General features: G+C 70.7%; 11 protein-coding genes. 1 reads left to right on the forward strand and 10 read right to left on the reverse strand.

Annotated elements, in window-relative coordinates:
• Positions 1 to 115: 115 nt before the first annotated feature.
• From AB0K36_RS33825 to AB0K36_RS33840, 4 genes are read right to left on the reverse strand one after another with little or no spacing between them, the layout of a single operon-like run.
• The gene (locus AB0K36_RS33825) at positions 116 to 790 is read right to left on the reverse strand and encodes a response regulator (protein ID WP_364601519.1); all 675 of its coding nucleotides are present in this window, start codon (positions 788 to 790) and stop codon (positions 116 to 118) included.
• Positions 787 to 2094 carry a sensor histidine kinase gene (locus AB0K36_RS33830; protein WP_435877992.1) on the reverse strand — a complete coding sequence of 436 codons (1308 nt, stop codon included), beginning with the start codon at positions 2092 to 2094 and terminating at the stop codon, positions 787 to 789. The genes AB0K36_RS33825 and AB0K36_RS33830 overlap by 4 nt, the downstream gene beginning before the upstream one ends.
• A gap of 38 nt (positions 2095 to 2132) precedes the next feature.
• Positions 2133 to 2903: an ABC transporter permease gene (locus AB0K36_RS33835; RefSeq protein ID WP_189468449.1), complete on the reverse strand. Its 771-nt coding sequence runs from the start codon at positions 2901 to 2903 to the stop codon at positions 2133 to 2135.
• On the reverse strand, positions 2900 to 3838 hold the full coding sequence (locus AB0K36_RS33840; protein WP_364601523.1) for an ATP-binding cassette domain-containing protein: 939 nt from the start codon (positions 3836 to 3838) through the stop codon (positions 2900 to 2902). Before AB0K36_RS33840 ends, AB0K36_RS33835 begins: the two co-directional genes overlap by 4 nt.
• Before the next feature lie 132 nt (positions 3839 to 3970).
• On the opposite strand from AB0K36_RS33840, the gene AB0K36_RS33845 reads away from it, so the two are divergent.
• Positions 3971 to 4510 (forward strand): GNAT family N-acetyltransferase, encoded by a 540-nt coding sequence (locus AB0K36_RS33845; RefSeq protein WP_364601525.1) that lies wholly within the window; start codon positions 3971 to 3973, stop codon positions 4508 to 4510.
• A gap of 14 nt (positions 4511 to 4524) precedes the next feature.
• Here AB0K36_RS33845 and AB0K36_RS33850 read toward each other — a convergent pair whose 3' ends face one another.
• From AB0K36_RS33850 to AB0K36_RS33875, 6 genes are all read right to left on the reverse strand, one after another.
• On the reverse strand, positions 4525 to 6015 hold the full coding sequence (locus AB0K36_RS33850) for a type IV secretory system conjugative DNA transfer family protein (RefSeq protein ID WP_364601526.1): 1491 nt from the start codon (positions 6013 to 6015) through the stop codon (positions 4525 to 4527).
• A gap of 1 nt (position 6016) precedes the next feature.
• Complete coding sequence (locus AB0K36_RS33855) at positions 6017 to 7429, reverse strand: ATP-binding protein (protein ID WP_364601527.1); 1413 nt, start codon at positions 7427 to 7429, stop codon at positions 6017 to 6019.
• Positions 7430 to 7447: 18 nt separating this feature from the next.
• The gene (locus AB0K36_RS33860) at positions 7448 to 9004 is read right to left on the reverse strand and encodes an SCO6880 family protein (RefSeq protein ID WP_189468459.1); all 1557 of its coding nucleotides are present in this window, start codon (positions 9002 to 9004) and stop codon (positions 7448 to 7450) included.
• Positions 9001 to 10302 (reverse strand): hypothetical protein, encoded by a 1302-nt coding sequence (locus tag AB0K36_RS33865; protein WP_364601529.1) that lies wholly within the window; start codon positions 10300 to 10302, stop codon positions 9001 to 9003. The genes AB0K36_RS33860 and AB0K36_RS33865 overlap by 4 nt, the downstream gene beginning before the upstream one ends.
• Positions 10292 to 11146, reverse strand: coding sequence for a DUF8175 domain-containg protein (locus tag AB0K36_RS33870; RefSeq protein ID WP_364601531.1), 855 nt, complete (start codon positions 11144 to 11146; stop codon positions 10292 to 10294). Before AB0K36_RS33870 ends, AB0K36_RS33865 begins: the two co-directional genes overlap by 11 nt.
• A 129-nt stretch (positions 11147 to 11275) precedes the next feature.
• Positions 11276 to 11584, reverse strand: coding sequence for a DUF8827 family protein (locus AB0K36_RS33875; RefSeq protein WP_005315450.1), 309 nt, complete (start codon positions 11582 to 11584; stop codon positions 11276 to 11278).
• Positions 11585 to 11889: the final 305 nt, after the last annotated feature.

Below are 11889 nucleotides of genomic sequence, written 5' to 3' on the forward strand. Positions count from 1 at the left end.
CTGCAGGGGGGACCCTGTGGGAGAGTAGGACGCCGCCGAACAATCATTGTGGGAAAGCCCCGCACCTCTGGTGCGGGGCTTTCCTGCGTTCAGGGCCAGCTTTTCAGGACGGGTTTCAGGACGGGTTCACGAGCCTTGTGTCGTACGCCAGGATGACCGCCTGGACGCGGTCCCTCGCGCCGGTCTTCGCCAGGATGCGGCTCACGTGGGTCTTCACGGTGGATTCGGCCAGGTGGAACCTGCTCGCGATCTCCGTGTTCGTCCAGCCCTGCCCGATCACCGTCAGAATCTCGCGTTCCCGTTCCGTCAGCCGTGCCAGGCGCTCGTCCGGTTCCGGCTCTCCTGTCCCCGCTGCTGTCGTCTCCGGCAAGTGCTCCACATACGTGTCCAGGAGCCGGCGTGTGAGGCTCGGAGCCACCACCGCGTCTCCGGCGGCCACGGCGCGGATACCGGAGAGGAGTTCCTCCGGCATCGCGTCCTTGATGAGGAAGCCGCTCGCGCCGGCCCGCAGGCCCTTGTAGGCGTACTCGTCCAGGTCGAACGTCGTGACGATGAGGACGCGGGTGCGTGCGCCCGAGGCGACGATGCGACGCGTCGCCTCGATTCCGTCGAGACCCGGCATGCGGATGTCCATCAGGACGACGTCGGGGTGGAGTTCGGCGGCCTGGCGCACTGCCTCGGCGCCGTTCCCGGCCTCGCCCACCACCGTCATGTCGTCCTGGCTTTCCAGCAGCATCCGGAAGCCGAAGCGCTGCATGGGCTGGTCGTCGACGATGAGCACTGTCGTCACTGATCGGGTTCCTTCGGAAGGTGGAGACGTACGCGCCAGCCCCCCGGGGGCCGGTGCAGCGGACCGGCCTCAAGTGTGCCGTCGTACATGGCTGTTCGCTCCCGCATGCCGGCCAGCCCGCGGCCCGTATCCCCGGGCGCGGCGTGCCCGCCGGTGCCGGTGTCCGTGACCGTGGCGGTGACGCCGTCCGCCGCGTACCGCACGGTGACGGTGGCCGTCGCCCTCGGGCCGCCGTGCTTCAGGGAGTTGGTGAGGGCTTCCTGCACGACCCGGTAGACCGTCAGCTGGCGACCCGGGGGCAGCGGGGCCGGGTCACCCTCGACCGTGAGGTCCACCGGCAGGCCCGCTCCCCGGACGCCGTCGACCAGCCGTTCCAGGTCGGTCAGGGCGGGCTGCGGAGCGAGTTCCGCAGTGGGCGGTGCTTCCGTGTCCTCGCGGAGGACGTCCAGAAGCCGCCGGAGCTCCGTCAGGGCCTGGCGGCTGGTGGTGCCGATGGCTTCGAGGGCCTGGGCCGCGCGCTCCGGGGAACCCGTGGCGGCGTAGCGGCCACCGTCGGCCAGGCCGGTGATGACCGACAGATTGTGGCCGATGATGTCGTGCATCTCCCGGGCGATCCGGGTGCGTTCCGCGGCCGCCGCGAGCTGCGCCTGCTGGTCGCGCTCCACCTCGAGCTGCCTGGCCCGCTCGACCAGGGAAGCCGTGTACTCCTGCCGTGAGCGGACAGCGAGTCCCAACAGGGCGACGAGCGCGAAGCTGTAGAGCATCGGCACGAACTGCTGGTCCCAACTGCCCACCGGATAGGCCGTGGCACCGACCGCCAGGGGTACCAGCACCGTGCCGAACGACCACACCAGGGTGCGCAAGGGCAGGCGCAGCGCGATGTTGTAGACGGCGATCATCTGGAGGAACGACGCCTGCAGATGCGCGCCGCACGCCGCGTTGGCCAGGGAGAACGGCAGCATCACCAGCAGCACGGCGAGCGGGTGGGCGCGCCGCCACAGCAGTGGTACGGAGAAGCCCAGGCTCATGGTGAGGACCAGCCACGACGGCACCTCGTCGTTGAAGGCGACGTTGCGCCAGCCGCCCGCCGCGTCCACCAGCGCGGCGAACACGAACACCCCGGTGAGGTGGAGGTCCCAGACCAGCGGGCGGCGGCGGTCGAAGGCGCGCAGGCGTTCGGTGAGGCGCTGGAGCCGGCGGGTGAGCGGCTGGGCTCCGGTCGACCAGCCCTGCGGAGCGGGACCTCCCCGCGGAGGGCGCTGCGGAGTGGATCCGGCCTGCGGGGGGCGCTTCTGCTGGGCCATGCGCATGCTCACATCCTCGTACACCGGCCGGCCGGGCCTCAGACGTCCCGGCGCTCGAGCAGGAGGGCGGCCGCGGCCAGGGTCGCCGCCGCCCACAGGGTCAGGGCCAGCAGCGCGCCGCCCGGCGAGGCCGCTCCCGGGACCGCCTCGGCCGACAGCAGGGACTCCAGGGCCTTCGTCGGGAAGTACTCCACGGCATCGGCCACGATGTCGTACGGGAGCATGGCGATCACCTCGGGCAGGACCATCATGCCGCCGATGAAGGCGCCGATCGCTCCGGGCACCGACCGCACGAGCGCCCCGAGTCCGAGGGCGATCAGCCCCAGCAGGGTGAGTCCGGCCGAGCTGCCCACCAGGGCGCGGACGACTCCCGGGTCACCGAGGGAGGCCTCCTGGTCGGTGCCGGCGAAGAAGAGCTGCGCCGCCGGGAAGGTGACGAACGCGGTGACGAGCGTGACGGCGAAGGTGACGGCGCCGAAGACGGCCGCCTTGGACCACAGCACCGGGAGCCTGCGGGGCACCGTGGTCATCGAGGCGCGGATCATGCCGGTCGAGTACTCGCCCGCAGTCACGAGGATGCCGAGGACGGCGAACGCGATCTGCGCGAACTGGACGCCGATGAGGGTGAGCACGACGACGTCCACGTCGCCGTCGCCACCGCCCGTCTCGTAGGTGGCGCCCATGAGGAGGCCGATGCCGAACGTCAGCAGTCCGGCCGACATCAGGGTGATCCAGGTCGAGCGCAGCGTCCACAGCTTGTGCCATTCGGAGCGCAGCACGCGGGTCGGGGTCAGCTCGTACGTGCTCATGCTGCTGCTCCTTCGAGCGGGACGGCCTGGTACTCGACCGCCTCGTGCGTGAGGTCCATGAAGGCCTGTTCCAGCGATGCGGTGACCGGGGTCAGTTCGAACAGGGGGATGCCGTGTGCGGCGGCGGTGCGGCCGATGCTCCTGCTGTCCGTGCCGCGTACGAGCAGCTCGTCGGGGCCGGCCCGTTCCACGTCGACGCCCGGCCCGCCGAGGGCTCCGGCGAGGGAGGCCGCTTCCGGTGAGACCACCTTCACGGAGGACGCGCCGGCGTCCCGCACGAACGCTTCCACCGTCGTGTCGGCGAGCAGCCTGCCGCGGCCGATGATGACGAGGTGGTCGGCCGTGAGGGCCATCTCGCTCATGAGGTGCGAGGAGACGAGGACCGTGCGGCCCTCCGCGGCGAGGGACTTCAGGAGCGTCCTGATCCAGAGGACGCCGTCGGGGTCGAGTCCGTTGACGGGTTCGTCGAGGATGAGGGTGGCCGGGTCGCCGAGCAGGGCGGCGGCGATCCCGAGGCGCTGGCCCATGCCGAGGCTGAAGCCCTTGACCCGTCGCCCGGCGACATCGGTCAGGCCGGTCATGCCGATGACCTCCTCGACGCGGGAGGGCGGGATGCCGTGGGTGTGGGCGAGGGCGAGCAGGTGGTTCCTGGCGGTGCGCCCGGGGTGGATCGACCGGGCCTCCAGCAGGGCCCCGACCTCTGTGAGGGGCGCCGGGTGGGCCGCGTAGGGGCGGCCTCCGACGGTGGAGTGCCCGCGGGTGGGGGCGTCGAGGCCGAGCAGGAGGCGCATGGTGGTGGACTTGCCGGCGCCGTTCGGCCCGAGGAAGCCGGTCACGGAGCCCGGCCTGACACTGAAGGTGAGGTCGTGGACGACGGTCTTGTCGCCGTAGCGTTTGGTGAGTTCGACGGCTTCGATGCCGTGTGGCCTGGTCATGTCACCGACGTTATGGAGCGGGGGACCGTCGGTCGTCCGACCGCGGACGGGAGCCCGGGGAGCGGCGTAGTACCTGGGTACGACGGGGAAACGGCGTTGCTCAGGGAAGCGGGTCAGGGCCAGTATCGGGGGATGGAACACATGATCCGGCGCGTGCGCGCCGAGGAGTGGGCGCAGGTCCGCGACCTGCGGCTGGCCGCCCTCCAGGACCCTCTTGCCCCGATAGCGTTCTACGAGTCGTACGAGCAGGCCCTCGGGCAGCCCGACTCCTTCTGGCAGGAGCGCACTTCGTCGGCCGCCGCCGGGCCGGACGTCGTGCAGTTCGTGGCAGAGGCGCCGGACGGCCGGTGGGACGGCACGGTGACGGTGCTGTTGGAGCCCAAGGGCAGCAGCCGGATCGGCAAGCCGGCGCCGGTCGACCAGACCCATGTGGTGGGGGTGTTCGTACGGACGGAGGCGCGCGGCAGCGGGCTCGCGGCGGAGTTGTTCCGTGCGGCGCTGGACTGGTCGTGGGCGCTGGACTCGCCGCGGGTGGACCGGGTGCGGCTGCTGTTCCACGAGGACAACGAGCGGGCCGCGGCCCTGTACCGCAAGGTCGGGTTCGTGCCGAGCGACGACTCCGCGCCCGTGCCCGAGGATCCGCCGGCCCGGGAGTACGAGATCCGGCGATAGCCGGGGGCGGACGGTCAGAGCGCGGTGAGCGCGTCCTGCCAGCGGGCGCGCGCCTGCTCGGGGGAGCGGAGGAGGGCGAGCGTCGGCAGGCCCTGGTCCTGGCCGGTGGCCAGCAGTTCGGGGAGGCGCGGGAGCGGGGCGACGGCCGCGACGTCGTCGAGCACGAGCGTCATTGGTGGGTCGAGCCGACCGTCGGATGACCGTGCGGCCATGCGGCGGCCGTGCTCGACCACGTCTGCGGCGAGCGCCGTCAACAGGGGCATCGCGCCAGGATGGGTGCGCGGATCCTCGATCGGTTCACCCACCACATAGAGCGTGCCCGCTTCGTTCACGAATGATTCCAGGGCGAGCGAATCCGTTCGATTCGGTGTGCACGCCTCACGGATGTGGACGGACGACAGCGCGGACAGGGCGCGGACGGCCAACTGCTGCGCCACTTCGCGCCGTTCCGGGTGGGCGGTGAGCGCCGACTCGAGGAGCCCGGCGAGCCCCGCCGTGGCTTTGGGGTGGGTGCGCAGGATGCGTACCGGCTCGTGGGCGCCGGTGCCCTGGGCCCAGCGGTGGACCTGGCGGAACGGGCGGCCGTCCACGGCCGCGGCGTGGAGCCAGCAGCGCAGGAGCGTCTCTGCCGTGTCCGCCATGGTGGCGTCGATGAGCGCCCGGGGGCGCACCGGGGCCAGCACGGCGGCCGCGCGGGCCGCCGCCGTCCTGTCGTCCTCGCAGTGGGCCGTGGGGGACCAGTGCAGCCGGGCCGGGGTGTCGCACAGGTGCCCGGGGTCGTAGACCAGTACGGGGCCGAGCTTGGCCCGTGCGTCCTTGGTGTCGGCCCACACCGTGGGGTCGGAGGTGACGACGAGCGCGGGGCCCTCCGCGTCGAGGAGCGCCTGCACGGCGGCGGGGCGGCGTACGGTGCGGTCGCCGTACAGCACGCGGGGTGTACGGGTGCGCGGGGCCGGGACGGTGGGCAGCGGGGCCGGTGCTGCTGCTTCTCCGTGCGGGTCCTCGGCTGGAGCGGCCGCGGGCACGGGCGCGGGTTCGGCGGTCACCGGCGCGTGTACGGGGGCCTCGTGGTGCGGGCGCTGTTCCCGCGGGGCCGGCTCCCGCAGCCGGCCGCGCTCCTCGCGTGCCGCCGCCCGGACGGCGCGCCAGCGGGCCACCGTGCCGAGCGCGAACACCGTGAGCACGATCAGCACCATCAACTGGCCGATGAGCAGGCCCCAGAACAGTCCGTAGCCCGAGAGCTGCGCGGGAGGTGTGGCGGGCCAGGCGCCGGTCAGGTCGTGCGGGGCGGCCGCCAGTTCCCGCATGGCCGTGGGGGTGTTGCCGAAGGTGACACCGGTCGGCCAGGCGCCGTGGGCGAACAGGCCGGCGAGCCCCGTCGCCGACCAGACGAGCAGCGTCAGGCCGAGGAGGAAGGCCAGCAGCCCGACCAGGAGGCCGTCGGGGATGCCCCCTTGGCGCTCTCCGGGCCGGCCGCCGCCCTGTCCCTGACGCCCCTCGTACATCTCACGCCACCGTCGACTCTGACGACTCGTCCAGCTGTTGCTGTTCGATGAGCTGCGCGCGCTGCTCCGCCTCCCATTCCGCGGCCTGGACATGCTCCGGCACAGGAGGCACCGAGGACTCCGTCATGGCCCGGTCGGTGAAGACGAGTGGCCTCTCCGCCTCTGTCACGAGGTGTTTGACCACTTGGACGTTGCCGTTGACGTCCCACACGGCGATGCCCGGTGTCAGCGTGGGGATGATTTCCACGGCCCATCGCGGCAGGCCGAGCACCCGTCCGGTGGCCCGTGCCTCGTCGGCCTTCTGGGCGTAGATGGTCCGGGTGGACGCCATCTTGAGGATCGCCGCGGCCTCCTTGGCCGCCGCCCCGTCCACGACGTCGCTCAGATGGTGGACCACCGCGACGAACGACAGACCGAGCCGGCGTCCGAACTTCAGGAGCCGCTGGAAGAGCTGCGCGACGAACGGGCTGTTGATGATGTGCCACGCCTCCTCCACCAGGAAGATGCGCTTCTTGCGGTCGGGCCGGATCCAGGTGTGCTCCAGCCACACACCGACGATCGCCATCAGGATGGGCATGGCGATGGAGTTGCGGTCGATATGGGACAGGTCGAAGACGATCAGCGGTGCGTCGAGGTCGATGCCGACGGTGGTCGGCCCGTCGAACATGCCGCGCAGGTCACCGTCGACGAGCCGGTCCAGGACCAGTGCCACGTCGAGGCCCCAGGCGCGTACGTCGTCTATGTCGACGTTCATCGCCTCCGCGGACTCCGGCTTGGGGTGCCGCAGCTGCTCCACGATGTCGGTGAGGACCGGCTGCCGGTCGGTGATGCTGGTGTTGACGTACGCGTGGGCGACCTTGAGCGCGAAGCCGGCCCGTTCGTCGAGGCCGTGCCCCATCGCGACCTCGATGATGGTGCGCAGCAGCGCCAGCTGGCCGGTCGTGGTGATCGACGGGTCGAGCGGGTTGAGGCGGATACCGCCGTCGAGCGCCGTCATCGGGTCGAGCCGGATGGGGGTTATCCCCAGCTCCTGCGCGATGAGGTTCCACTCGCCGACGCCGTCCTCGCCCTGCGCGTCGAGGACGACGACCTGCCGGTCGCGGAAGCGCAACTGTCGCAGTACGTACGTCTTCTCGAGCGCCGACTTGCCGTTGCCGGACTCGCCGAGCACCAGCCAGTGCGGGGCGGGCAGCTGCTGCCCGTACAGCTGGAACGGGTCGTAGATGTAGCCCTTGCCGCTGTAGACCTCGCGGCCGATGATCACACCCGAGTCGCCGAGGCCCGGCGCGGCGGTGGGCAGGTAGACGGCCTGTGCCTGGCCCGTCGACGTACGGACGGGCAGACGGGTGGTCTCCACCTTCCCGAAGAGGAAGGAGGTGAAGGCATCCGTGAGGACGGACAGCGGATCTCGCATGGCGGACTGCCCTCTCGGTCAGCGTCGGATGCCGGTCGCGAACGGCAGGGTGTTCACAAAGGCCCTGTGGTGCTCGCGGTCGCACCACTCCAGCTTCAGGTACGACTTGCCGGCGGAGGCCCGGATCGTGCGCTTGTCCCTGGCCAGGGCCTCGGGCGAACGCGACGACACAGTGATGTACCCGACGAGGTTGACCCCCGCCGCACCGCTCGCGAGATCTTCACCCCGCTGGTCGAGCCGTCCGTGCGCGGCGATGTCGCGCGGGTCGACGGTCCGGTTCATCTTGGCGGCCCGGCTGGCGTCCGCCTCGTCGTTGGTCTTCTCGGTGAGCATCCGCTCGATGGCGACCTCGGTGGGCTCCAGGTCCATGGTGACCGCGACCGTACGGATCACGTCGGGGGTGTGGACGAGCAGCGGGGCAAGGAAGTTGACGCCGACAGGTGTCATCGGCCACTCCTTGACCCACGCGGTGGAGTGGCACCAGGGGGCGCGGGTCGACGACTCGCGGGTCTTCGCCTGGAGGTAGGTGGGTTCGACGGCGTCCAGCTCGGCGGGCCAGGCGTTCCGTTTCGTCATCGCCTGGATGTGGTCGATGGGGTGGTCCGGGTCGTACATGGAGTGCACGAGGGACGCGAGGCGGGACTGGCCCAGGGGCTGCCGTACGCGGATGTCGGCCTCCGCGAGCCGGGCGCAGATGTCGGTGAGTTCACGTGCCATGACGACGGCCAGACCGGCGTCCTTGTCGAGCCGCTTGGCGCCGGAGGCGTGGCGCACGGCACGGGCCATGGCGTGTGCCTCCGCGGCCAGGTCGCGGGAGTAGTGCATGCACGCCACCAGATAGGCGCGGTGCTGCTCGCTGGACGTCGACACCATCGACTGGAGCTGCTCGTACGACTGCTGGAGCCAGCCCGGGGCGGCCGCGTTCCCGCGCTGGGCGACGTCCTTGGCGTGGGCGTCGGGGTCGGCGGGGAGCGTACGGGCGAGCATCTGAAGCCGCGTCACGAAGCCGTCGCCGTTGGCGACATGCTTCAGCAGCGTGCCGAAGCGGTCGACGAGGGCCTCCTGGTCCTCGCTGTCCCGCAGCCCGACGCCGGGGCCCTCGATCTCGATCGCGGCCGTGACGGTGCGGCGGTCGGCGTGCAGCAGCACGGCGATCTCGTCGGGCCCGAACGGCGCGGCCAGCCAGTTGATCCGCCCGATGCCGGGCGGCGGGCCCACCTCGACCTCCCGCCCGTCGAGCCGGGTGCCGGCCTCGACGGCGCCGGACCGGTAGAGGGTGCCGCCGCTGCGCAGGGAACGCTTGTAGCTGCGGTTGATCTCGAACCACTTGTAGAAGGTGCGCTGCTTGTAGGGCACGTAGACGGCGGCGAGCGCCAGCATCGGGAAGCCCATCAGCAGCACGATGCGCAGGGACAGGACCGGGACCAGCAGCCCGCTCATCATGCCGAGGAACGCGCCGGCGATGATCAGCGCGATCTCGCCGGTCTCGCGGTTCTTGCCGATGACCGCGTTCGGCCGGGCACGGCCGATGAGGTACGTGCGGCGGGGCGTGATCGGTTGGGACTGGGTCGTCAACGCCGGCCACCTCCTGTGCTGTTGCGATTGCTGTGCGGGGTACCGCCGGTGGGGCTGTTACGGGGTGCGGGAGCGGCGCCGCCGCCGGGGGGAGTACGGCTGCCGTGGGCCGCCATGCCGCCGGAGGCCGGGTTGGCGGGACGGGGGGTGCTGCCGCTGTCGCCACCGGTGTTCTGGTTGCCCCGGGAACTGTGGGTCTTGATGCCCTGGGAGACGAGGGCGGCCGGGGAGCTGATGACGGCCGCCGCCTTGCCCTCGGCGCCGTTCTGGATGCGGTTGTTGCGGGAGGCGGCGATCTCGTCGCCGAACCCGGGGACGAAGCGGTAGATCATCGCGGAGGCGAAGATGGCGAGCAGGATGATCGCGAGCCCCGACACGACGGCGGAGAACGAGTCCGGCCCGTCGTCGGCGGAGAGCGCGCCCGCGAGGCCCAGCACGATCACGATCACCGGCTTGACGAGGATGATCGCGATCATGATCCCGGCCCAGCGGCGGACGTGGCCCCACATGTTCTTGTCGACGAGGCCCGCGTAGACGACGACGCCGAGGAGCGCGCCGACGTAGAGCAGCACCGCCCGGATGAACAGCTCCAGGTAGAGCACGCCGGCGGCGAGGATCGTGACGAGCGAGACGACGATCAGCATGATCGGTCCGCCGCCGATGTCGTCGCCCTTCGCGAGGGCCTTGGAGAAGTTCCCGAAGAACATCTCCGTCTGCCCGGACGTACTGCCCGAGATGACCTCGGTGACGCTGTCGGTCACCGAGACGAGTGTGTAGAGGATCAGCGGCGTGAACGCGGACGCGAGGACCGTCAGCCACAGGAACCCGATCGCCTCGGAGACGGCCGTCATGAACGGCACGCCTCTGATCGCCCGCTTGGCGACGGCCAGCAGCCACAGGAGGAGCGTGAGGATCGTGGCGGCGGCGAAGACGATGGCGTAGTGGGCGAGGAAGGTCAGGTTCGTGAAGTCGACGGTGGCCGTCGACTCGACGGCCTGCGACAGCTTCCCGATCGTCCACGACGCGGCGTCGGCGCAGCCGCGGGCGAGCGACGACAGGGGGTCGAGCGCGGCGGTGGGGTCGTCGACGGACGACCGACCGGGGGTGGTGGGGGCTTCGCCGTCTTCGCAGTAGTCACGGGCGGGGCCGGCGATGAGTCCGCAGGGGTCGTTGGTCCCGCCTGGGCTCGGCGTCGGTTCGGCGGTCGCTCCTGCCGCGAAGGTGAACGCGGCCGCCTGCGTGGTCGCCGCGACGGCCAGCAGCGCTCCTGCACGGCGTGAGCGGGGGTTAACGGGCATACGTGAACCCTCCGAACTCGTTGACGGCCCCGGCGATCTCATCGGAGCCGGATACGGCGTTGTCGCCCGTTACCGGCGTGGGTCCGGTCTTCTGGCTGGTCTCGAGAACCTTCCAGTCGGACCCGTTCCACTTGAGTTTCACGCTCACTGTGAACCAGCCGCTCGTGACCGGTTTCGTGGACTTCTCACCTGTCAGTCCGAACAGCCCCATGCACCAGACGTCGACATCGGCAGCATCGTTCGAGTAGCTCGACACCTTGGTGCCAGCCGGCATGGTGCGGTTGACGAACGTGGTGCCGCTCGGTGCCGAGCCATCGGCGTTGAGACCGATCTGAGCGAGGAATCCAGCGGAGTAGTCCGCGTCGAACCCTGATGTGAGCTTGTCCACGGCGCTTGCGTCGGCGACGGTCTCGACGATGGCCCGGCGGCGAGCCTTGTCGAACATCCCGTCAGAACCCAGCGCCACCGCGTAATTCGCCGCCGCGCTCTGCGCCCCCTGCTCGTCCTGCGCGTACCCCGTCGGGATGCCGCCCGCGTTGCCCTTCACCGGGCGGACGCCCGACGGGGCCGTCGGCTGGGCCTTGGGGGCCTTGTCGCCGGCCTCCGGCGGGGCGTCCGCGCCGCCGCCCTGGTTGGCGAAGGCGATCGCCGCGATCAACAGCACCACCACACCGACCACCGTGATGAGCGACCGCGAGCTGTTGCGCCCCGTTCGCCGCGCGCCGCCGTAGATGTCCGTGTCGGCGCTGCCCGGGAGGCGGGTACGGGTCTGGCCCGAGCCGCCGAAGCCGTCGCTCGTACGGCCGGGCTCGCCGCCGTAGCCGTGATCGTCGCCGAGGCTCATCTGGCCCAGGCCCCCTCAACCAGTGGTGGACGAACTGCTTGCCGCGTCGGCGCGGTGTGGTGACTCGACATCAGGGAGACGCAACCTCGAACGGTGGGCCCGGGCGTGCCCGGAGAGGACTGACGGGTGCTAGACAGCCATCCCGTAGACGATGGTGAACAAGGTCCCCAGTGACCCGATGATGAAGACTCCGGTCAGACCGGCGACGATCAGGCCCTTGCCCTGTTCGGCGCTGAACGTGTCGCGCAGTGCCGTCGCGCCGATGCGTTGTTTGGCCGCTCCCCAGATCGCGATGCCGAGGCAGAGCAGGATGGCAATGGCCATCACGACCTCGATCATCACTCGAGCCTCGTTGCCCAGGCTCCCGAACGGCCCCCAGTTCGGGGCGATTCCGCCGATGATGGTGGTGATATCGCCCTTTTCGGCTGCCAGGATCATGTAACTCACCGCCCCAGTTGGGTTGTTGGCCGCCCACGCCGCTCGGCACAGGCTCAGGGTTCTATCTTCGCTGATGAAACCGCCCGCGTATGCCGACTTGGAGGGTCTCTTTACCCGATCTCCGCACGTATGACCGAGCCGGCCCCCCTGACCTGCGGTGGCGCGGTTCGGATCGGTGCGAGTGGATGCATGGTTACTCTGTGTATCACGGAGGGTGACTTCGAGCAATGACTGTCGTTGTTCCACCTTTGGGGTGGTTCGTGCCGGGTACGGCGACGGCGGCGCGGATCCCCGTCGGGATCCGC

The organism is Streptomyces kurssanovii (assembly GCF_040677245.1).
Lineage (GTDB): Bacteria > Actinomycetota > Actinomycetes > Streptomycetales > Streptomycetaceae > Streptomyces > Streptomyces kurssanovii.

Coding starts and splice junctions, on each gene's coding strand:
- AB0K36_RS33855 (WP_364601527.1), bottom strand. CDS start 7,429: ATGCGAGATCCGCTGTCCGTCCTCACGGATGCCTTCACCTCCTTCCTC.
- AB0K36_RS33870 (WP_364601531.1), bottom strand. CDS start 11,146: ATGAGCCTCGGCGACGATCACGGCTACGGCGGCGAGCCCGGCCGTACG.
- AB0K36_RS33840 (WP_364601523.1), bottom strand. CDS start 3,838: ATGACCAGGCCACACGGCATCGAAGCCGTCGAACTCACCAAACGCTAC.
- AB0K36_RS33845 (WP_364601525.1), top strand. CDS start 3,971: ATGGAACACATGATCCGGCGCGTGCGCGCCGAGGAGTGGGCGCAGGTC.
- AB0K36_RS33865 (WP_364601529.1), bottom strand. CDS start 10,302: ATGCCCGTTAACCCCCGCTCACGCCGTGCAGGAGCGCTGCTGGCCGTC.
- AB0K36_RS33835 (WP_189468449.1), bottom strand. CDS start 2,903: ATGAGCACGTACGAGCTGACCCCGACCCGCGTGCTGCGCTCCGAATGG.
- AB0K36_RS33830 (WP_435877992.1), bottom strand. CDS start 2,094: ATGGCCCAGCAGAAGCGCCCCCCGCAGGCCGGATCCACTCCGCAGCGC.
- AB0K36_RS33875 (WP_005315450.1), bottom strand. CDS start 11,584: ATGATCCTGGCAGCCGAAAAGGGCGATATCACCACCATCATCGGCGGA.
- AB0K36_RS33850 (WP_364601526.1), bottom strand. CDS start 6,015: ATGTACGAGGGGCGTCAGGGACAGGGCGGCGGCCGGCCCGGAGAGCGC.